This window comes from Psychrobacter sp. N25K4-3-2 (assembly GCF_015351755.1).
GTDB lineage: Bacteria > Pseudomonadota > Gammaproteobacteria > Pseudomonadales > Moraxellaceae > Psychrobacter > Psychrobacter glaciei.
This window is the reverse complement of record NZ_JADKLX010000001.1, coordinates 1,210,855-1,233,654: the sequence shown is the minus strand read 5'-3', so window position 1 is coordinate 1,233,654 and position 22,800 is coordinate 1,210,855. Positions and strand designations below refer to the sequence as shown.

Genomic DNA, 22,800 nt, shown 5'->3' with positions numbered 1-22,800 from the left:
CGTACAAATAGGATAGTGCTATCGTAAAGGAAATTGGCAGAATTAAAAAGGCATAAGTCAGAATAGACGACAGGTCGTGACGCGCTTATATTTTGCTTTTATAGAGCCTTCTTATCATGTTCTGATACATAGCTTTTATGGATTAAGTTGAGTATAGTAAATCTAATATTTGTTTTCTATATTATTAATAAGTGTTCTAATATTCGAGCGCGTTTATCTTATGTCATTCATCTATCATTGGCGTAATGTGTCGATATGAACACGCTGCCATTGACCTATTTGCAATAAGGAATATCTGCCATGTCATCTGACCATTTGTCAAAAATGCTTACACCTGCCGTTATTGAAAACAGAACCAAACCCATAGGCAAAAATTTTACTAAAAATGCACTGTTAATTAGTGTTGTAGCCAGTTTAGGATTGACAGCCTGTAGTCCCTCACAAATAAGTAAATCTGTGCCAGCCGAGACAAGCAGCACCGTGGAACAAGATGCAGCGGTGATGTCAGAATCTGTCATGGCGTCACCCATCGCCATAAACTTGGCCAGCGGACAACAGATGATGATACGTTCTGCCCCCCAGACAAGTGTCATACGTCCGTCACCGAGCATCATAGTCACACCAGAGACGAAAGACAACTATCAAAAAAACGAGGCGAATCCTGTACATCGGACTACGGACATGGCGGTATCGACCTTATCTATCGATACGGATACGGGCAGCTACGCCAATGTGCGCCGCTACTTAAATGAAGGACAGCTACCACCCGTCGATGCTGTACGAGTAGAGGAGATGATCAACTATTTTAACTATCAATTTGATGATGGCAAACGCCTTGGCAACGCACCATTTGTTGTATCAACGGAAGTGGTTGATTCGCCGTGGGATAGAGCAGATCAAGGCAATAAAATCGTCAAGGTTGGCATCAAAGCCGTTGATAGTAGTTGGTCACAAAAAACTGATAAGCAGTCTATGCCACCTGCCAATCTCGTATTCTTAGTAGATGTCTCAGGCTCGATGTCGTCGCGCGATAAGCTGCCATTGGCGCAATCGTCGCTTAAACTATTGACGGAACAAATGCGCGCTCAAGATAGCATCAGTATCGTCACGTATTCAGGCAGTACCAGTGTGGCGTTGCCTGCGACCAGTGGTGACCAAAAAGCGAAAATACTGGCTGCGATTGAAAGCTTAAGCGCGGCAGGCTCAACCAATGGAGAAGATGCACTCAAACTGGCTTACAGACAAGCTGAGCAGGCGTTAAAAAAGAACGGCATCAATCGAATTATGATGTTAACAGATGGCGATTTTAATGTCGGTATCAGTGATGTCGATGAGATGTTGGATTTGGTCAAAGCCAATCGCGATCGTGGTATCTCTTTGTCTACGGTTGGCTTTGGGCGTGGCAATCTCAATGACCACATGATGGAGCAGATGGCGGACAACGGCAATGGTAATTATAGCTATATCGACAGCTTAACTGAGGCCAAAAAAGTCTTTGGTGATGAGTTAGCAGCGACATTCAATACCGTTGCCAAGGATGTAAAAGTTCAAGTAGAGTTCAATCCTGATGTGGTAAGTGAGTGGCGTTTGATCGGTTATGAAAACCGAGTATTGGCTGAAGAAGACTTTAATAATGACAAAGTTGATGCTGGCGAGCTAGGTGCAGGTAAAGCCGTCATTGCTTTATTTGAAGTGACACCCAAAGGGCAAAAAGGTCTCTATAGCGACCGACGTTATGGAGAAAGCAGTACTAAAGAGATAAATGCCAATACCAAAAAAGGTCAAAAAAATAATGAGCTTGCTTATCTAAAAATCCGTTATAAAGCGCCTACAGGCGGTAGCTCTAAACTGATTAGTCAACCGATTAACAACACCAGTTATGCTTTGAATAAAGCCAATATTGACACCCAATTTGCCGTGGCAGTAGCGGGCTTTGGTCAACGTTTAACCCAAAGTGAATATATTAATAATTGGCAATACAGTGATAGCACAAAGCTTGCAAAAAACAGTATCGCAGATAAACCAAGCAGTGACACAGATGGCACGCGCCGTAACTTTGTGACGTTGACCGAGCTTGGTAGTGCGCTTGATGGCAAGCGCTAATGCAACGCATATCAGACGATAGCAACTGATATAAATGGATAATTGTTTAGTAGTGAAAACTGGTGGATATGGCTATTATTTTATAGATAGGCTATTGATATAAATAGTAATATACTACGTCAAGGTGCTTTGCGAACTCAGGTAGCAATCTTTTGTATTGAGTAGTTTGTACAAAGTGTGTATGTTAAAGAACAAAGGGCTATTTACTGCTACATTGTTTACTCATCACCATACGTCGACGTCGTCAGCCTTGCCACCCTAAAGAGGGTTCGCTTGCGCTCCGATGTATCGTATGTTTATCACTCTGTGATTGGTATGGGTGGACGATAACGCATTATTATTACTAGGAGAGATAAGATTATGGAAAATCAAGGTAACCTCATTCGTCGTAATGACAAGGTATGGGTCAAAACTTACGAAAAACTTGGTATTCAGTACAATATTGACATGCCAGCTGCCAACACCTCTTTAATTGACGTACTTGAGCAGAACTTCATCAATCACGCAGGCAAAACTGCGTTCGTATGTATGGATGTTAAGCTCTCTTACGAAGATTTAGACTGCTATAGCAAACAAATTGCTGCCTATCTACAGTCACTTGGGCTAAAAAAAGGCGATAAAGTTGCGGTCATGATGCCAAACATTTTGCAGTTACCCGTTTCTGTATTGGGTGTACTTCGCGCTGGCATGACCTTGGTCAACGTTAATCCGCTTTATACCACCAAGGAGCTTGAGCATCAGTTAGAAGATTCTGATACCAAAGCTTTGATTCTTTTAGAGAACTTTGCCAAAACCTATGAAGATATTGGCAAGGACTTGGTTGATCATGTGGTCGTGGCGTCCATGGGTGATTTGATGAGCCCATTAAAGGGTCTGATCGTTAATACCGTTGTGCGTCATGTCAAAAAAATGGTGCCTGATTATCATATTAGAGGCAGCGTTAAGTTCAAAAAAGCACTACATCGCTTCCCAGCCAAAAGCTATAAACGCCCTAACAATATCGGTCTCGACGACGTCGCGGTACTTCAGTACACGGGTGGTACTACGGGCGTGGCAAAGGGTGCGATGCTGACCCATGGCAACTTGGTGGCCAACCTGATTCAAAGCGATACGTATCTAGGTGATGCTTTTGATAAGTTTGATGGTAGTAATGAGCAGCCAGTCATTATGACCGCTCTGCCGCTATATCATATTTTCTCATTTACCGTATGTGGTATGTTTGGTCTATACCGTGGTTGTATCGGTCTACTCGTGCCAAACCCACGCGATGGCGCCAGCTTGATCAAAGCTTACAAAGACTATCCACCAGCATTTTTCCCTGCGGTTAATACCCTGTTTAATGCCCTCGCCAACAGCGAAGTTTTCCAAGCGTTAGATCATAGCAAGCTTGAGATGTCTATGGGCGGCGGCATGGCAGTATTGAAAGACACGGCCGAAAAATGGCAGAAGATTACTGGTAATGTAATTGTACAAGGCTATGGTTTGTCAGAGACATCTCCTGTTGCCTCAGCAAATCCGCATGGTACAGGGGAGTTCTCAGGTAACATTGGTTTGCCAATGCCTATGACTGATATGGCCATCTTGGATGAAGAAGGCAATGAAGTGGCCCTTGGTGAGCGTGGCGAGATTTGTGTTCGCGGCCCGCAGGTCATGAAAGGTTATTGGAAGCGTGAAGATGCGACGGCGGAAGTCATGACTTCAGACGGTTATTTCCGTACTGGTGATATCGGTGTGATGGATGAAGAAGGTTACTTTAAAATTGTCGATCGCAAAAAAGACATGATCTTGGTGTCTGGCTTTAACGTTTATCCAAACGAAGTTGAAGACGCCATGTCAACGCATCCAAAGATTTTGGAATGTGGTGTTATCGGTATTGATGATGAGAAGAGCGGTGAAGTACCGAAGATTTATGTGGTACGTAGTGACAACAGCCTGACAGCCGAAGAAGTCATCGCTTATGGTAAAGAAAACCTAACTGGTTACAAACGTCCTCGCCATGTTGAGTTTATTGATGAGCTACCAAAATCTAACGTTGGTAAAATCTTACGCAAAGATTTACGAGTGCTTGAAGAAAAAAACCACGGTTAGATAATTAATAGTCAATGCTAGACAGTTTGTTATCAGCCGCCTTTTATTGGAGCTGATAACGACTATCGTGGTATAAAATTTCGTGATGACCAAAAATGATAAGGCCAGTTCTATACTGCCTTATCATTTTTGTTTGTTTCTATCAGCGTCAAATAGCTGGTTAATATCCCGATATTATTTGCGCTATTTTTCTTGTTTGACGGCAATTTATCTCATTTTTATCACCATTTTTAAATTGAAGACACGCCTTAGCAGAACTGCTATAGTGCCTGCCGATATATTTTCTTATTTAGCGATAGAATCGCATGAGTTTGGCGCTATAGAGCTGGCATGATTATCGTCGTAAAGACGTATTGGCGGCTTAACCTTTTTGCCTGATTTGTAGTAGGCTTAGTGATGAATGTCAGGATTGTTCATTTATTGGAATGCATAAACAATCCTGACGTTCAGGATATTTTCATCAGATTATTCTATCTTTTTAACGGTAATATTTAGGGGAAGTTATGACGGACAATATCAATAAAGAGACAAAAAACGACAGCGCGGCTAAAGATGCTCAGTCAACGATTGAGACCAACACCTTTCCTACGATGCCGACGATAGCTAGTGACCGTCCTTGGCTGAATGCTTACGAGCGCTACAATATCGATGCGACTATCGATATGCCAGATGACAGTACCTCTTTACTTGAAGTGTTCGAACGCAACTTTAGCCGGTATGGACAAAAACCTGCCTATATCTGTATGGGTGCCTCTATTAGCTTTAAGCAATTAGACCTATACAGTCGCCAGATAGCCAGTTACTTACAGTCGTTAGGACTGGTCAAAGGCGACAAAGTAGGGGCGATGATGCCCAATATTTTGCAATATCCTATTGTGATGTTAGGCATCATTCGGGCAGGTATGGTGTTGGTCAATGTCAACCCCTTGTACACCAGCCGCGAATTGTCGCACCAGTTGCATGACAGCGGTGCCAAAGCGTTGTTTATCGTCGAAAACTTTGCCAAGACTTACGAAGAGGCGGAAGACAAAGGTCAGGTCAAGCACGTCATTGTCTGTAAGCTCGGTGATATGCTCGGTACGGTGAAAGGAACCGTGGTCAACCTCGTCGCTCGCCATGTCAAAAAAATGATTCCGTCTTATAGTTTGCCAGAGAGCACCAGCTTTAAGCATGCGCTAAATGCGGTCTCAGCTAGCGAGTATAAGCGCCCTGACATGAATCTAAGCGATGTGGCGTTGTTGCAGTATACTGGCGGCACGACCGGTGTTGCTAAAGGCGCGATGTTGTCTCATGGCAACTTAATAGCCAATATGCTACAGATTAGTGCGCTCATGGACAGCGCTTTTGAAGATGATATCGAAGCTACTGATGTTCTTTTGACGGCGCTACCGCTATACCATGTGTTCTCATTTATGGTTTGTGGGATGTATAGCATGTACCAAGGTTGTGCTGGTTTACTTATTCCAAATCCACGTGATCTTGACGGCTTGATCAAAGAGATGGGTAAATACAAACCTGCTTTTATCCCTGCGGTAAATACCTTGTTTAATGGCTTGGTACATAAAGACAGCTTTGCCGACCTAGATTTCTCTAACTTAAAAGCCTCGATTGGCGGTGGTATGTCGGTATTGCCAAGTGTGGCAAAAGAGTGGCATAAAATCACTGGTTTACCTATCGTCGAAGGTTATGGTTTGTCTGAGACATCCCCTGTGGTTGCTTTTAACCCAATGACCATCGCTGAATTCACGGGTAAAATTGGTATTCCGGCTTCTAGCACCGATGTGATACTGATTGATGATGATGAAAATGAAGTCGCCTTAGGCGATCGTGGTGAAATCTGTGTCAAAGGTCCTCAGGTGATGATTGGTTATCAAAATCGTCCAGAAGAAACCGCCGAGAGTTTTACTGTCAACGGTTACCTAAAAACAGGTGACATCGGTATCATGGACGAAAAAGGCTTTATAAAAATTGTCGATCGCAAAAAAGACATGATTTTGGTCTCTGGCTTTAACGTCTATCCAAACGAAATCGAAGAAGCCATGAGCGAGCATCCAGGTGTGGTAGAGTGCGGTGCCATTGGTATTCCGAACGATGATCGCGGCGAAGAACCAAAAATCTTTGTGGTCAAAAAAGGCAATGTGACTGAGCAGGAGCTGCTTGATTTTGGCAAAAAGCAGTTGACGGGTTACAAACGTCCGCGTCACGTGCAGTTCGTTGACGAATTACCAAAATCAAACGTGGGTAAAATCCTCCGTAAAGAATTGCGTAAGATGGAAGGTTTAGAATAAAGTAAGCGCCACATTTAATGGCAACAACGGCGTAATAGCTTGAGTGAATCTTGCTATTGCGCCGTCGCCACGTTAGGATGTCGTAATATTTAGGTCTGCTAAGGCATCCAGTTATCCTTTATTTCGGAGTGTCAGTATGTTGGAATGCAAGAGTTTCGGAACTTGAGTGTTTCGCTAAATAAATGCTGGCTACTACCAAAATAATGACAGACCCCTTATCTTATGACATTGCTTTTAAAACATCGTACTAGGAATTTTTATGCGTATTGACAATCGTGAGCTTGACCAACTTCGCTCGATCAGCTTTGAGCGCCATTATACTAAGCATGCTGAAGGGTCTGTATTAGTCAGCTTTGGCGATACCAAAGTGCTCTGCACAGCCAGTGTTGAATCAGGCGTACCGCGTTGGCTCAAAGGTAAGGGTAAGGGCTGGATCACGGCAGAATACGGTATGTTGCCACGAGCGACCAATACCCGTAATCAACGCGAAGCGGCACGTGGTAAGCAATCAGGTCGCACGCAAGAAATTCAACGTCTCATCGGCCGTAGCTTGCGTGCCATGATTGACTTGAGCAAGCTGGGCGAAAACACCATTTATCTTGATTGTGATGTGTTGCAAGCAGATGGTGGTACTCGTACCGCTAGTGTGACTGGCGCTGCTATCGCGCTCATCGATGCCTTAGAGAGCATTCAAAAAGCCAAAAAATTGAAAGCCGATCCATTGATTGGTTTAGTGGCTGCTGTTTCTGTTGGTATGAAAGATGGCAAAGCGTATCTAGATTTGAACTACGAAGAAGACGCCAGCTGTGATACGGACTTGAATGTGGTGATGACTCAGAAAGGTGAGTTCATTGAACTACAAGGTACGGCAGAAGAAAAGCCGTTCACCCGTGCGCAAGCAGACGATATGTTGGTACTGGCAGAAAAAGGCATTGCAGAGCTTATTGCGATGCAAAAAACAGCGTTAGGCTGGTAATTCACTGTTAATGTCTAAGATAATGAAATTTTTTTTTGATGCTATCGTTAATCTTTGATAGTTAAGTGTCTTTTGACAGATAGTTGTTTCCCAAAACCCATGGTTGTCTTTTAAAAGATAATTGTCTCTCAAAAAACAGTGGTTCTGCAACAGGTAGTAACGCATGCTTAAGCTGACTGATGATGGTGCCAAAATCACTCTGCACGCTCAACCGCAAACGGCTGATAATGGTCTGTTTTGGTTTGGGTCAGCATTGCTTATTGGTGCAGTTGCAGTGGCCATGGCCATGAGTCTACTCTCTGAGCGCTTGGCTATTGGTGCGCTTGCTTTGCTTATTATCGGTAGTTTTATTTTTAATAAGCAACGCCAGCAACGCAAAAAGGCCATGAGTGGCGTTATTAATAACGGCATTTTATGGGTGCGAGCTGGTGAGCTGGTGCATGACAATAATGGCAAGCGTGAGCACATCCATTTGACCGATAGTGATAATGTCAAGCTCATCGGCGAACAGCTACAAATTTGCGATAGTGACAATGCATGTAAGTATTGTATTAGCGGCTTTGAGACTGTCCAAGAGGCAACCGCTGCTAAAGCTATCTTGCAAGGTCAAGCGCTGACAAAGCGCCATGTCAATATTAAGATGAGCAGCGATTAGCGTCTTTACTAGGGCGTGTCCTCATTTAAAAAATGAGGACACGCCTTAGCCTTATAATTGTGAGCTTATACTTTTCTAAAAATTTCTATCCCACTCCCGTATTATTCGTACTTACATTTTTATTGCCTGTCTAAACCCTTTTTCTCTACTACCACTAGTCTGTCTTTTTATACCTTTTATCGTCAATGAAAAAGGAATAATGCTTGCAGATGCACGCTTAAATAGTTTATAAATAGGATTGGAAATCCAACCCCTATTATTGTTAATGCTATCATTGCGATGCTATTGACAAGGAGCTAGTCATGTCGCGTTTGCCAGTGTCTATGTCGTCGGTCACAACGTCATGTAGTATGTCGTGCAGTCTATTGCTACTCACTATCGGCGTGGTAGGTCAAGCCCATGCAGATAGTATGAGCGCGCTTATTGCGCAAAAATCCGTCCAGCCTGAGTACAGTGCCCGTTATACACCAACGCATGCTGCGGTACCTGCTGCCAAAGTGAGTACACGCTCTACGATTCAACGTGCTGGCAGCTATCGCTCAAGCCCTGTCAATGTTCGACCAACTAGTAATCCCTCTTATTCAACCACCACTTATTCCAATAACAACCCTTACGCGAATCCGCCAGCTGTCAATACTTCTTATCGTTATCCTGACGTACAACGTCAAGCACCTAGCGCGCTACCAGCATTTTTATCCGGTAGTTATGATAACGTCGATAGTGAGTATTTACCGTTGCTCAGCAATGCTGAGACGCAAAGCAATATGGCGGCGCGTGAGGTGGTGAGTACAGCGCGCAAAATGGCACTGAACGAGCGCTCGATTATTCAAGGCGGCTGTTGGGACTATCTTGATGCGGTATTTAAACGCGCAGGGGTGACGCGTGATACGGTGCATAAAGGGACTTATGGTCAAGGTCCGTACGCCAATAGTGGCGAGATTGAAGTCGGGGATTGGCTCTACTATATTAATCATGGCTACAATGGTGTTGAGCATAGTGGACTGTTCGTCGGCTGGGTCGATGAGCGTGCAAAGCAAGCCTTGATACTCAGTTATGCGGGCGAAAACCGACGCGAACCTGCACGTTATCGTGTTTATGATTTGAGCAATGTTTATCAAATCATGCGCCCTAGTGTTTAAGCTCTACTGTTTGACAGTAAGTCATAAAATACGATTGGCTATGTCAAATGCCTTTGGTATATTAGGATAATAAAAAAGCGTCCGTTACTTATTAAAGTAGCGGACGCTTTTTATTTTTAGGCCGTTAGTTCTAGAAATTAGCCATTGTACTGAGCTCTAGAAAGGTTTTACCACCACTAAAATTACGATAATGACCAAAGCAAATACTGGCACTTCATTAAACCAGCGCCAAAATTTATGCGACTTATAATGTGGATTATCCATCAGTTTTTTACGATAAAATCCGCATGCGCCATGATAGCCAGACAGTAGTACGACTAGCAAGAGCTTAACGTGTAACCAACCTTGAGTTTTATAAACATCCCAGCCTAGACCTAACATCCATAGACCAAATACCCATGTCGCTATCATCGATGGTGTCATAATACCGCGATAGAGCTTGCGCTCCATAATGGTAAAGCGCTCTTGGCTAATGCTATCATCGCTCATCGCATGATAAACAAACAGGCGCGGCAAATAGAAAATCGCCGCAAACCAGCACACCATAGAAATAATGTGTGCTGCTTTAATCCAGTTAAAATAGTCTGCCATCTAGGTTTCTCTTACTCAGCTTTGATTGTCTACTGCTAGTTGGTTATACGGTAAAGTGGAATGTGTTCATCAGGCATTAATCAGCCATCACGACTTGTGTTTGATGACCGTTCATCGCATCCATCACAGGCAATACTCTAGGCGCTCTTGGTGTGGCAAACTGCTTTGTTAGACCAAGCTCACGCATGAGTCTGTCATCACCTGATTGACTGGCGTTACCAGTGGTCAGAAGTTTGTCACCATAGAAGAATGAATTGGCACCTGCCATAAAGGCCAGTGCTTGCTCAGAGTCAGATAGGCTTTCGCGACCAGCCGACAGGCGCACATAGCTGGTCGGGCAGCAAATACGTGCCACGGCAATGGTACGAATCCACTCAAGTACAGGCAGCTGACCTTCTGCTAATACCTTATCGCCAATTGGAGTGCCTTTAATGGGCACTAATAGATTGACCGGAATCGACTCTGGCGCTTTGGGCATTTTTAGCAGCTCGTGTACCCAGTCGATGCGATCGTCACGGCTTTCACCCATACCAACGATGTTGCCGCTACAGACATTGATACCTGAGTTGCGCACGTTATTGATAGTATCTAAGCGCTCGTCATAGCTGCGAGTGCTGACAACTTGCTCATAGTAGCGGCGCGAGGTATCCAAATTATGATTGTAATAATCCAATCCTGCATCCGCCAATTGCGTTGCTTGATTGGTATCAAGCATACCAAGCGTCATACAGGTCTCAAGACCTAACGCTTTTACTTCTTTGACCAGTTCAACCACATAGGGCATGTCTTTGGCGCTAGGATGTTTCCACGCTGCACCCATACAGAAGCGTGACGAGCCACTGGCTTTGGCACGTTTGGCTGCGGCAATGACTTTATCGACTTCTATGCGTTTCTCTGCTTGCAGGTTGGTGGTATCGCGATGATGACCTGATTGCGAGCAATAGCCACAGTCTTCTGGGCAGTTACCTGTTTTAATAGACAGCAATGTGCTGATTTGCACTTCATTCGCTTTAAAATGTTGACGGTGGATAGTTTGTGCTTGTAATAATAAATCCATCAAAGGCAAATCAAAGAGCTGAGAAATTTGTTCACGGCTGTGTTTGCTAGTCACGTTTTGGTCTGTTTTAATCGCGTCTGTGGCTAGCATCGCCAATAAGTCATTGGTTGTATCGGCTTGATTGTTAAGTGTGTCAGTTTGGCTGTCGGCGTTAGGTTCTGAGATACTAAGCAGTCCTGCCATAATATAAGTCCTTTTATAACGGTATTAAAAATATGGATATTTGCGTCTTTTATTGTTTTAAAATATTTAATGGTTCTAAAACAATAAAAAAGGCTGCGATATAGTATACCGCAACCTTTTTAGAAAGTCAGAACGCGACTAGACAGTATTTAGAATGACTACAATTAAGCACATTAGAAACATCTTAGAGGCACATCAATAGTCATTGTTGGCTATTCATTTATTTAACTGTTTATGTCTGACTATTTACCCAATTTATGCTTAGCAACACCAACCCAATGCTCTGCAAATTTCTGTGCTTTATAGGCATAAGGTTTGGCTTTATCAAGATAAGGTTTACACTCTTCTGGAATGGCTGGCACGATGTGTTTGGCAAGCTTGTTGAACCACATCATTAGACTGTAATCACCCTCGATGCTCAGGTTGCCTTCTTGTACTGCTGTCATAAAAGCAGGCAGACTGCCTTGGGTCAAAAGCTTAACGCCAGTCATAGAGTCTTTGAAATTGATGGTTAGGTCCGCTTCTTTTGCATGACCGCTATGTTGGCTAAACTGTCCATTATCAAAGCTAAAAGAACGGGCAATATCAGATTCAGTACTGGCAAATTCAATCGTGACTTTGCGATCAGCAAATAGTGCTTTGACGTCTTCATTATCGCTATCAGCTAGCATAGACAAACGATAACCAACCACGGCCAATAATGCATCTAATGGGTCAGATTTGATATCTAATACAGGAATAGTAAACATAGTGGAACTCCTAAAGGGTGGGGCATAAAAATAAAGCGTACTTTATACCAGTTTTTATGATAAATATATAATTAGATTATAAACTATTGAGTGGTATCAATTCTTTAGGAGTTAAGTAGAGCGTGTTAAGTATCTTGTAACATTGGTCGTTTAAGGTTGACCGATTGCTTGGCATCTGTATTTTTGATTACTTGCTTTTTGATTAATGGTTTTCTGTTTAGCCCTCTAATGAAAACGCGGCTGATAATCGTCGTCGTAGACAGGTGTATGCTCGACATAGCGAGCCGCTTCCAACTCGCGCTGCTGACTGACCGACTGACTCACATCGTCGTAGCGTAATGCCCGATACAGCACCCAGACCGCCAAAGGTAGCCAGCTTATTCCAATAGCGATGACGTAGCTGTGCCATTCTGAAAGCTCTGATAGTGTAGGGCGACCTGACAAGATATTTTGGATAACTTCGACGCTCAACCAGTAGACCATGCCGCCAAACAGATATAGCAAGAGCCAACGATGCGATGAGAGAGCAAGTGCCACGACCACACCTGCTAGCAGCCCATAACCAAGCCATGCCGCGCTGCTCCACGCATCAACACCGATAAAAGAAAAAATAGTCAGTAACATCATTCATCTCGCTATTCATAAGGTGAATTCCAATGAGTCTATTATGAAAGGTTATTGAACAAAGCTGAAGAGGGTGTAGGCGACTTTGCGACAACCGTTGACGTTTGGTTTTTTGAATGATTTTGACCATTTAGCGTAGGGAGTTGCTAGAAAAAGCGCCGCAAGAATGGGCGTTTTTTATTAGTAATGAAGGGAAGGTTTTGCTAATTCTAGATGAGATTAATACAGGCTTGAGGCAGGGCTAAGCTCGATTGGTACGGTTGCCCCACCAAGACAATAGCGAGACTAAAATAGCACCGAGTAGCATAAGTCCGACTGTGCTTAACCAGTGCGCGCCAGTAGGATATTGCCATGGCATGACATTGGTGATCGCCTCGCTATTTAGAGAACCTAAGGCGTCGACTTTCCACGGCCAGACTTTAACCAAAGATCCGGCGATAAAGCCTGTGAGCAAGGCTAATGTAGCTTGATAATAGCGAGACAATAACCATTTAAGCGCACGAGTAAATAATAATAATCCCGTTGCCATACCCGCCATAACAGTAAAAATGATGGTGAAATCATGAGTATGGACAGCCTCTAATACCGTATCGTATGCCCCCATCAACAGTAAGATAAACGACCCTGAAATACCCGGTAAAATCATCGCACAAATAGCAATGGCTCCGGCAAAAAACAGATAGGGTAAGCTTGGAGTGGTGGTCAGTAAAGGCAAGCTACTGATAGTAACAGCTGTTACTATTCCAATGATAAACAGTACTGCTCGCCCTATATTCCAGCGCTTAATTTCGCTTAATAAAATAAATACGGTTGCGACAACCAGCCCCAAAAAGAATGACCAAATCAGTAATGGCTCATTGTCCAGTAGATGCTTGATCATACCAGCCAAGGTCAAAAAACTGGTGGCAATACCGAGTAGCAGACATAACAAAAAAGTGGCATCCACTTGTCGCCAAACCGCAACTAAACCTTTGATGCCACCTTCTTGGCGGAATATCTGCCACAGATGAGGGCCAATGCTACTAAGTGCATTAATCAAACGTTCATAAATACCTGCAATCAATGCAATAGTACCGCCAGAGACACCAGGTACGATATCAGCCGCGCCCATGGCCATACCTTTGAAATAGACGCCTAATAGCTGTTTTGGACTGTCAGTAGTAGTCACACTGGTATCTAATGGTTGCGGCACTGACGACTCGCTTGGTTTAGGTGATTGGGGTGCCGTCATGGACAGTCCTTGAGTGATTTAAGATGAGCGTTGAAGGTGAGTGCCAATACTTAGAGTAAAGTCATGAGTTAGACTAAAGTCATGCTCAGGCAGTAAGGTTCAAATGGTTTTATTAAAATAGCGCCATAGTCAGCGGCAACAAAATATAAAAACTATAACTATAAAAGCCAGATTAGGGTCTGTTGAATATTCAAATGTGGAACTGGCAGTGGCTATTTTTTAGACAATACGCAGTGAAATTTTTGACACCTAGTCGTTCTAGGGTAGACAATTTCGCCATGTATTGGCAAAAAATAGCCCTGCCCTGAAAGGCTGATGCTAAAATCACCCCAAACGTTGTTGTAAACCTAGCTAAGGTCTCGACATTATCGTCGGTTTACGCCTGATTTGATAAAACGTTTGATGCGATTTTAGCGATCAGCAGTCCTAATATTTGAATGTTCAACAGACCCTAATGACAAAGACATTAACCTAGCTTTTTATAGTGTGTCCAGCATTTAGACATTACTCAGTAAGAGCAAGTGCGGGATAGCCAAGCGCGTAGAGCACGCCTTCTAGACCAGTCACACTAATCGCTGCATCAGCACGTGCTTGCACAATAGGCTTAGCATGATACGCGACCCCCAAGTCAGCAATCGCCATCATCGGCAAATCATTGGCACCGTCACCGATACAGACCACTTGTGACATCTCGATACCCAAACGCTCAGCAGTATGTTCGACGATAGCCGCCTTTTTGGCGCCATTAACGATGGGTAATTGTATGTGGCCAGTGACTTCACCTTCGTCGATGTCTAATGCATTGGCATGGACTTCATCAATACCCAATTGCTCAGCGATATAGCGGGCAAAATAAGTAAAGCCGCCAGACACCAATACCGTATGATAGCCCAAGGCTTTTAGTGCGCTGATGGTAGTGCGAGCGCCCACAGATAGCGTTAAGCGGCTGCATATATCATCGAGCACATCCGTTGAGATGCCTTTTAATAACGCCACACGCTGAGCGAATGACTCATCAAAATCAATCTCACCGCGCATGGCCGCCTCAGTGATGGCTTCGACTTCTTCACCAATTCCCGCTGTTTTTGCCAGTTCTACGATGACTTCTTGTTCAATCAACGTTGAGTCCATATCAAAGCAGGCAAGCTTGTGGGTACGCAGCATATGACCGACAGATAAAATATGGCAGTCAACGACGTTTAAGTCGTCCGCAATATCCGCGCTGTGCGTGTTTTTATATTGCTCGGTCAAGTCATGACGCAAGCGCGTGGTCAATTGATCATCGATGATATGAGCCGCCGCTGTCTTCTTGCCAGGGTGCATGAGAGTGTCGGTTACTGGCACCAGTAGATAGCGGAATACTTGCGCATGGGTAAAGGGAAGACGTTGCGCATCTGCTGCCATTGGCTCTGTATCAGAAACCGTGATATTGACAAAGCTTGCATCGGTGTCTTCGGCGACGGTCACCAAATGCCAGCTTGGTTGCTCATCGACCCATGACTGAATATATTGATGAATATCCATTGCTGACACTTGAGTCGGCAGCACTACGATGAGTGCAAAAACAGGCAGCGACTGTAGCGCATCAAAATCTTGCAAATTGGTATCATCAGGTAATAATGCCGCAATAGAGTCGACGGCTTGTTGCCATGCTTTGCTGTCTTTTGGTAACGAATAAGAGGTATTTTTTGGCATGGCTCAATTGTCCCTTGTATGCTCATATAAGATTGGGAATAATAACAGTTTTACTGAGCAGCGCCTATAGATGACGCGCAAAGTATCGCAGGTGTCTAAAATTGCCTGTCAGGGCGTAAAAACTGCTCAAATGCGATAAAGTTATCATGATAAATTTATAAAGCGACTAACGCTATAAGGCTTATTATGGTGATATAGTAGATGAGATAAACTGACCACTTGGTAACGATGTTGTGGCAAAGACAGCAGCGGTGTTAATGATGCAGATTGCGATACTATCATGAGTTAAGTTTAGTCCGATGGGCGAGAGCTATTTGACGTTATCGTGGTTTAAATAATGGTGATTGGTTTCAGTAACGCCCTATCAATATGCACGCATCACAATTTTCTAAAAATTAGCCAAAAAATGAGCAATAGCCTCGTTTTTTAATTTCTCTTCTCCAAAAAAGTTTACCATATCATGACGTATTTAGCGCCGCGGCAAGGGTTGTTTGCCATTATTCTTCTGGTTAGTTTTTGTTTGCAGACTCTATTATTGGTCATCAGTACCGACCAACAGCTGAGCAAAAGTCGTGCGTTAAAAGGCGAGCAGATGGTCGCCCAGCTGATTGATGAGGCAAGGTTGTCTTTAGAAAACAAAGACCGTGTCAGCTTGAGCGTTATTGCCAATCGCTATACCAGCGAGCAAGACGTCACACGGATACTGATTAAAGACAACAACGACGACATCTTGGTGCCTGTTGGCAATGCGCCAATGCAGCAAGGCGATACCATTCGTCAGATCGCCACCAATGGCGATGCGGTGATTGGCAGTGTATCGTTGACACTAAAAGATATTAGCAAGGGCGAGATTATCGCTATGCAATGGCCGTTTGTCATCGGTACTATGCTGCTGCATTTATTGCTTTGGCTGATTTATGGCTATCTTGCTCGTCCTACTAAAGAGCAAATCAATGCGCTCAGCCGTGATGTCGAAGATTTATATCGCGAGCAATATCGGCAGGTTGATCAACGCAGTGACTATCGTGAGAATGCTCGCGAGAATGCTCGTGGCTATGCTGATGGTGCAAATGACAAGTGCTCAGCCGATAACGAGAATGACAGTACTAGAAACAGTAGCAATAAAAATGAAGGTCGTAATCTTGATGACAATCAAGGGGCTGGTGAAGCCAGTGATAAAAACACAAATACCCGCAAAATTGACGTCCATAATGAAGTCAATGCCTATCTAAGGGCGCAGCAGAATCAAGATGCGACGACGGAAGACACTGGTCTTAATGCTGACAATGTCGCTGAATATCGTACAGATGATCAGGCCGCCAACGCAACGCAAAACGATGGGCGCAGCAGTGATAATGGCACTCATAAAGTCAATGGCAGTGCCTCTCAGTTATCTACCGCTAAGCTATCTGCCACACGCGCAGTTGACACGGTCAGCGTCCAAATCGTATTTCATGACGAATTTAATATGCTTGAGCGCCTAGCGCCTTCCCAGCGCTTGCCTTACCTTGCGCTATGTACACAGCTACTCAATCAGGCAATAACCGAGCTACTCAAACAACCGCTGTTGATGGGTGTGAGTGCGATGAATGAACCACGCTTTGACGAAAGCGGTGCCTGTGCGGTGCTCAAAGCGGATAATAGCCATGCCAAAGTCGCGCTAGCAGGCGTGATGCTTGGCAAGCTCTACCTGATGCTCAATAAGATCATCCACGACAAGCATATTGAACTGTCGCGTTTTGCCTTGTCAGCCAAAGCTGGCGTGAGTGATGATGCCCAAGCCGATGCCATGACCCAACTGTTACAAAGCGTGGGCAAAAAAGAGCAGATGTTGATATTGCTGCCTAATGCTGGACTCAAACAAATCAGCAACCATGTTCAAGTACACAGCATCATGCGTCCGACAACTGTCTATGAGCGTGAGTGCGCGATATTTGATGGTGGCAATGACTCGATGATTCAGCGTTTGGCAGATGTCCGTAATGCAGTTCTGATGATTGAAGAAACGGATGAGTAATATGCTTCATCGCTATTAATGCTGCCACTCTCTCTACAATTGCCTGCGAGATAGCCTTTACGATTGTTCTTGTGTTTGTTGCTAAATAGGGCATAGTGATAAAAAGGATTGACAATGCCCAGTAGAGACTTTATAAGGCATATATATATTCACGTATTTTTAATACACTTGCCAAAAAATGATAGGAGTTTGTCATGAGTGACGCTGATATTGACGACGATTTTGATGATGATTTTGTCGACGATGATGATGCAAAGATGGTAGAAGAGGCTGAGACTAGTGTGCGTACGCGCCTAAGTAGTCTTGAGAAGCGTCGACTAATCGATAATTTGCTAGAAGAAAAGCGTTTGGCTAAAGAGTTAAAAGACGATCTTGATGATCTAGATAACTTCGATGAAGATGGCGATGACTGGGATGATGATTTTTAGGTTTTAGACTTAAGTTAACGATCCTTTTAGGTCAGCCAAGCAGACGATACGATTAAAGTAGGCCCAGTAAACCAAACTAAGCCAATGCCTTAGGGGTTGATCGTGACTGAATTGTGCTAAGCTGGCTGTACCATATTTTGGTTTTCAATGCTTGGTTTTGAACGCTTGATTTTAGTTTTTAATGATTGCTGTGCCACTTAGGGCGTGTCATCAATTAGCACATTGATACATTTAGTGGTCTTAAAATGGTTGAATTTTGCCAAATGTCGTCAGAAATCTTGTCAATAGATTCATGTTTACGGCAATTTCTTTCTTGTTTGGCTACAATTTCCCTTATTTTAGGCCTCACAATCTAAATGATGACGCGCCCTCGCTATATTCAATAAATTTATTTTATAAAGGTTGTTTGGTTTTAGGTGTGTCATCCAAGCAATTGCTATCCTCTTCTTATTCACCATCAGACATTTAATCGGTCGTTTGTGGTGACTGACGCAATCCATCTTTCAAGGATTATTACATCATGAGTAACCAACTAAGTTTTGATGAATTACTAGATTATTTGGACAATCAAGAGAGCCAGTTTGTGCTTGATAGTGTCGCCGCGCATGGTTTTCTGACAGCGACAGTCATCGGTCGTCCATTGCCTAATTGGATGGATGCGCTATTTGAAGGTCATGCTAGTGAGATTCCAGAAAATGTCATCGATGGCATTAAGCGCTGGCGCGACTCTATCATCGCTGAACTAAAAAATGAGACACCTATCGAGCTACCGTTTGGTGAAGGTGCTGGCGACGAAGAAGTGGCTGTCGATTTTTCTGACGAGTCAGATATCGTTGCTTGGTCAATTGGTTTTGTCGATGCCATGTATGGCGATGAAGCCAGTGATTGGTTTGAAGATCAAGACACCGCAGAAGACGTGGCAGTATTGACCTTACCAATGATCGTCCTAAGCGGCATCGATGATGAAGATCCAGAACTATCTGAGATGCGTAAAGACGAAGACAAAATGGTACAGATGGCCAATAGCATCGAAGGCAATTTGACTGAGCTATTTTTATTGTTTCATACCAATGATTAGTCTTTTATAGACAGTTTTTATAGGCAGTGTTGATTGCCATTAATAATGTGGTTTGTTCGCAGCAATGTGGTCTGCCATTATTCTTTATCAATGTTGATTAACGCTGACCATTTCTAGCTGAATGATTTTTATAAGTCACCGATAAGGTCGTACTATGACTGTGCAACTCTCCAATCTTGAGCACTTACCCAATTATCAAATCACCGAGCGTCTCGATGTGGTGTACGGCAGTACCGTGCGCTCAAAGCATGTGGGTAAGGATCTGTTTGCTGGGTTAAAAAATATCGTTGGCGGCGAGCTGACTGCCTATACTGAGCTTCTAGAAGAGTCGCGCCAAGAGGCGATAGATCGCATGATTGTCAAAGCCGAAGCGCTAGGGGCTGACGCAGTTGTCGGTCTGCGTTTTTCGACTTCTAGTATCGCGCAAGGTGCGTCAGAGCTGTTTGTCTATGGCACCGCGGTCAAAGCAGTACCTGTGCAACAGCAGCCTGCATCACCGCCACAATACCCATCTGGTCACACTCCACCTATTCAAAATGCACCTACTCAAAATCCGCAAACGCAACCGCCAACTCCAGCGGATGATTTACCACGTTTCAATCCTTTTGGTTAGTTAATTAAGTTTTAAAACACTAAAGCTTTTTTATGATAAGAGACGTGCCATGAATAATTCTATGACTCAATTCCTCATTAACTACGCGCCGCTTATTATATTATTCGTGGTGGGGTGGTTCTTTGGATCGCGTCATGAGCGCCAACACTTAGCACAGCTCAGTATCGCAGAGCAAACCTTGGGTCACATCGTGGTCTCAAGCGAGCGCTTTTATCATCCCAAGTTGGCAGCCGATAGTAAAGGTGAGCTGGTGCTGGGCAGCGTGGTGATTGCCCAAGATTACTTTAAGATGATTATCGCTCGAGTACTGAGTTTATTTGGCAAAAACTTAACCACCTATGAGACTTTGCTAGATCGCGCACGGCGTGAGGCTATCGTCCGTATGCGCACGCAGGCACAGGCCAAAGGCTACAATCATATCTATGGTTTACGTCTGGAAGTCACTAGTATCAATCAATTGGGCAGCATGGTCGAAGCCATTGCCTATGGCACAGCAGTGGTCGATATCGACACAGCAACTGACCACCACAAATAGCTGAACAAACCCCTAATTATCTGTAAGTTTCTATGGCTTTTCCGACAGTCATCAATGCTTGTTTCTTCAATGCCATCGTAAGCATGCCATCCTAAAATTTATATTTACATCTATCAGCGTAAATACCTCAAACCTATATTTCATTACAAAAGCCCATTATTGACCGGGGAGTAACTGAATGATGTAAGTTATGAGCACGTGACAACGCTATACTTCATTTTAACATTCGATATGCTGGTGTACGTGTATTAGCAGGATTGGCTTATACCACTAGCGTGAAAAATATCGTTATAAATTCTACAGCAACCTAGCCATTAAGTGCTTTGATCAAGTGCATTAAGGACAAGCGCTGTGTGTCGACCTATAGACAGGTCTTATCTACATGGATGTAGTTATGGAAAATCTTGAAATAGTCACCTTAGTAAACTCAGTCGTTATTCCCCTTTGCCTATTTTTGATTATGATGGGCATGGGTATGACTCTTATTACCAACGACTTTAAACGTGTTTTGAAATACCCAAAAGCGGTCAGTATTGGCTTGCTCAATCAGCTTATCTTATTACCGATTATTGGTTTTGCACTGGCAAATATTATGCCGTTGCGACCTGAATATGCGGTAGGGGTCATGTTACTCGTGCTCTGTCCGGGTGGTACCACTTCCAACTTATTTACCTTCCTTGCCAAAGGCGATGTAGCGTTATCAGTCACTATGACTGCCATTGCTAGTGTCGTCACGGTATTTAGTATTCCTGTTGTCCTGAGTTTTTCATTGATTCACTTTATGGGTGCTGGGAGCGAGTTTCAACTGCCGATTATAAAGACAATGATTTCTTTATTCGTCATCACCATTCTGCCTATTAGTATTGGTATGCTGATCAAACGCTTTGCGCCAAGGGTTGCTGATAGCTCACAAGTCATAGTCTCTCGTTTTGGCGTGACGTTTTTGACATTCTTGGTCGTGTTTTTGAGTTATGTACAAAGAGATATCATCGTTGAGGCCCTTATCGCTACCGGACCAGTATCGTTGCTACTAAACCTGTCAACCATGGCGCTTGGTTACTATAGCAGTAAATGGTTGGGCTTGAACCTAGCACAACGAACGTCCATCACTATGGAAGTCGGCTTGCAAAACAGTACCTTATCTATATTCATGGCGCTCACGCTATTGTCTAATTACGACATGTCGATGACACCAGCTATCTATACGTTAGTCATGTTCTTGACAGCAGGTATTTTGGTGCGAATATTTAGCGCAAAATATAATAAGATGAAGAAGACGGAAATTGAGAAAGGTGTTTTGGCTGCACGTATGCTCTAAATGTGTCGTCACTATTGATTACTCATAAAATATTGCCAGCGCACACTCTTAAATAATGAGTCTGCGCTGGCATATGTTTGTGCGAATCAGAGGCTTTATGAGTTGATAATAATTTGATAGTGATTTGATTACTTTAGCGATGTCGTCTATCCATCCTCGCTATTTGATTGTCTTTATTTTGCTGCTTAACTTTGGCGACATCAAATAAGAAAGTACGGTTTTTGAGAACCGCGACAAATACCACGCCGCCGACGGTATTGCCCAATATCACCACCACCAAAAATATCAAGTAACGCCAAAATCCGACGGTGTTGCCATAGAGTAGGGCAGAAAACACCTCAATATTACCCACGATACTATGATGCAAACCCAAAAAGCCAATACTGCCTGTGATCAACGACACCAGCACGATACGGCTAAGGGTGTCGCGTGCCGAGGTGACAAGCCACGCAGCAACGCCCATCATCCAACCTGCTAGTACCGCACTACCAAATATGACCCACCATTCAAATCCTAAAACATGCTCGGAATATGCGTCGATATCGCTGGCGTCAAACAAATGCATATGCAAACCCAAACCGATCATCAACGCTGCAAATAAACAGCCGCCAACGATATTGCCAGCGATGACAATCCCCCAAAGCCGCATGAGTTTGTTTAATGGTTCGATACCATTGAGTACCGGTAGGCTCAGCAGAGACGTTTGCTCAGTGAACAATAGCGACTGACCAATGACGACGATAATAAAGCCAATCGGATAAAGTAATGACGCCAGCACCATGGCATATTGATTGGGCATTACATCGGTCAATAGGGCGAAGGCGGACAAAATCATAAACAGACTAATACCAATCTCCAATCCTGCAGTAAAGGCACTGGTAAATAACGAGCCAAGCGAGCGATTAAAGGTTTCTTTGGCATCGATGACTTGCTCAACTAAGATGCTGGCATAACTTTTTGGTTCGCTTAAATTGTCATCACTGGCCACTTCTTTGATGGTTTCTTTGTCTTCGTCACTGATTTCTTTTGGCAAGTCTTCATCTTTTATGGCGTCACCTTTGGGCACACCTTCATTTCGGTTTGCATCTTCAGAGCCATTTTGGCTTTCATTTTGAGCGCCATCCTGATTGGTTCCAGTTGCCACTTCTAACGCCTCGTTATTGTCCTTCTCATCGGCATTGTCACTACTCTGTGCCGCGTGAATACTAGCTGTCGAACTCGGATCATTATTTTTGTTAGAATTATCTTTAGTATTAGGCATGACAGTAAACTTATATAAGAGGAGCGGTGAGTGAAGGATATAAAAATAACGGTCAAACCAGTGTCAACGTCATAGCCGTTGCCATGTTGCTGCAATGCAAAAAAGCTTATTTTAATAAGTTACAGTAAGGCCATAACGACTGCAAGTATCGAAAAAGCATTCGATACTAAC

At 43.7% G+C, this 22,800-nt stretch carries 19 protein-coding genes; 12 read left to right on the top strand and 7 right to left on the bottom strand.

The features are described 5' to 3' along the window. Positions 1 to 300 precede the first annotated feature (300 nt). From IOD06_RS04960 to IOD06_RS04935, 6 genes are all read left to right on the top strand, one after another. Positions 301 to 2,103, top strand: coding sequence for a VWA domain-containing protein (locus IOD06_RS04960; RefSeq protein WP_194619522.1), 1,803 nt, complete (start codon positions 301 to 303; stop codon positions 2,101 to 2,103). A 360-nt stretch (positions 2,104 to 2,463) separates the two neighbouring features. Continuing rightward, positions 2,464 to 4,191: an AMP-binding protein gene (locus IOD06_RS04955; RefSeq protein WP_189585723.1), complete on the top strand. Its 1,728-nt coding sequence runs from the start codon at positions 2,464 to 2,466 to the stop codon at positions 4,189 to 4,191. A gap of 503 nt (positions 4,192 to 4,694) precedes the next feature. Further along, positions 4,695 to 6,479 carry an AMP-binding protein gene (locus IOD06_RS04950; protein WP_194619520.1) on the top strand — a complete coding sequence of 595 codons (1,785 nt, stop codon included), beginning with the start codon at positions 4,695 to 4,697 and terminating at the stop codon, positions 6,477 to 6,479. A gap of 259 nt (positions 6,480 to 6,738) precedes the next feature. Further along, positions 6,739 to 7,455 (top strand): ribonuclease PH, encoded by a 717-nt coding sequence (rph, locus tag IOD06_RS04945; RefSeq protein ID WP_010201684.1) that lies wholly within the window; start codon positions 6,739 to 6,741, stop codon positions 7,453 to 7,455. A 163-nt stretch (positions 7,456 to 7,618) separates the two neighbouring features. Beyond that, entirely contained in the window at positions 7,619 to 8,110 is a 492-nt protein-coding gene (locus IOD06_RS04940) for a hypothetical protein (RefSeq protein WP_194619518.1), read from the top strand. Positions 8,111 to 8,412: 302 nt separating this feature from the next. Then, on the top strand, positions 8,413 to 9,249 hold the full coding sequence (locus IOD06_RS04935) for a hypothetical protein (RefSeq protein WP_194619516.1): 837 nt from the start codon (positions 8,413 to 8,415) through the stop codon (positions 9,247 to 9,249). Positions 9,250 to 9,405: 156 nt separating this feature from the next. Here the strand turns inward: IOD06_RS04935 and hemJ are convergent, their stop codons facing one another. The 6 genes from hemJ to serB form a co-directional block, all read right to left on the bottom strand. Continuing rightward, entirely contained in the window at positions 9,406 to 9,840 is a 435-nt protein-coding gene (gene hemJ, locus IOD06_RS04930; protein WP_010201681.1) for a protoporphyrinogen oxidase HemJ, read from the bottom strand. Positions 9,841 to 9,916: 76 nt separating this feature from the next. Next, the gene (gene bioB, locus IOD06_RS04925; RefSeq protein ID WP_194619679.1) at positions 9,917 to 10,987 is read right to left on the bottom strand and encodes a biotin synthase BioB; all 1,071 of its coding nucleotides are present in this window, start codon (positions 10,985 to 10,987) and stop codon (positions 9,917 to 9,919) included. 335 nt (positions 10,988 to 11,322) lie between these two features. Next, positions 11,323 to 11,829, bottom strand: coding sequence for an SCP2 sterol-binding domain-containing protein (locus IOD06_RS04920; protein WP_189585708.1), 507 nt, complete (start codon positions 11,827 to 11,829; stop codon positions 11,323 to 11,325). Between the two features lie 225 nt (positions 11,830 to 12,054). Beyond that, complete coding sequence (gene aciT, locus IOD06_RS04915) at positions 12,055 to 12,456, bottom strand: AciT family ciprofloxacin tolerance protein (RefSeq protein ID WP_227669887.1); 402 nt, start codon at positions 12,454 to 12,456, stop codon at positions 12,055 to 12,057. Positions 12,457 to 12,694: 238 nt separating this feature from the next. Next, positions 12,695 to 13,684: a DUF368 domain-containing protein gene (locus IOD06_RS04910; RefSeq protein ID WP_194619514.1), complete on the bottom strand. Its 990-nt coding sequence runs from the start codon at positions 13,682 to 13,684 to the stop codon at positions 12,695 to 12,697. Between the two features lie 504 nt (positions 13,685 to 14,188). Then, positions 14,189 to 15,379, bottom strand: coding sequence for a phosphoserine phosphatase SerB (gene serB, locus IOD06_RS04905; RefSeq protein ID WP_194619512.1), 1,191 nt, complete (start codon positions 15,377 to 15,379; stop codon positions 14,189 to 14,191). A gap of 460 nt (positions 15,380 to 15,839) precedes the next feature. Here serB and IOD06_RS04900 point away from each other — a divergent pair, with 460 nt between their 5' ends. From IOD06_RS04900 to IOD06_RS04875, 6 genes are all read left to right on the top strand, one after another. Next, on the top strand, positions 15,840 to 17,396 hold the full coding sequence (locus IOD06_RS04900; RefSeq protein ID WP_194619510.1) for a hypothetical protein: 1,557 nt from the start codon (positions 15,840 to 15,842) through the stop codon (positions 17,394 to 17,396). A 194-nt stretch (positions 17,397 to 17,590) separates the two neighbouring features. After that, positions 17,591 to 17,824 (top strand): PA3496 family putative envelope integrity protein, encoded by a 234-nt coding sequence (locus IOD06_RS04895; RefSeq protein ID WP_010201674.1) that lies wholly within the window; start codon positions 17,591 to 17,593, stop codon positions 17,822 to 17,824. A 520-nt stretch (positions 17,825 to 18,344) separates the two neighbouring features. Continuing rightward, entirely contained in the window at positions 18,345 to 18,902 is a 558-nt protein-coding gene (locus tag IOD06_RS04890) for a YecA family protein (RefSeq protein ID WP_010201673.1), read from the top strand. Between the two features lie 154 nt (positions 18,903 to 19,056). Continuing rightward, on the top strand, positions 19,057 to 19,515 hold the full coding sequence (locus tag IOD06_RS04885) for a YbjQ family protein (protein WP_194619508.1): 459 nt from the start codon (positions 19,057 to 19,059) through the stop codon (positions 19,513 to 19,515). 49 nt (positions 19,516 to 19,564) lie between these two features. Then, positions 19,565 to 20,050: a YbjQ family protein gene (locus IOD06_RS04880; protein ID WP_194619506.1), complete on the top strand. Its 486-nt coding sequence runs from the start codon at positions 19,565 to 19,567 to the stop codon at positions 20,048 to 20,050. Between the two features lie 394 nt (positions 20,051 to 20,444). Continuing rightward, positions 20,445 to 21,368 (top strand): bile acid:sodium symporter family protein, encoded by a 924-nt coding sequence (locus IOD06_RS04875; protein WP_189585690.1) that lies wholly within the window; start codon positions 20,445 to 20,447, stop codon positions 21,366 to 21,368. Between the two features lie 133 nt (positions 21,369 to 21,501). Here IOD06_RS04875 and IOD06_RS04870 read toward each other — a convergent pair whose 3' ends face one another. Then, entirely contained in the window at positions 21,502 to 22,629 is a 1,128-nt protein-coding gene (locus IOD06_RS04870; protein WP_194619504.1) for a formate/nitrite transporter family protein, read from the bottom strand. Positions 22,630 to 22,800: the final 171 nt, after the last annotated feature.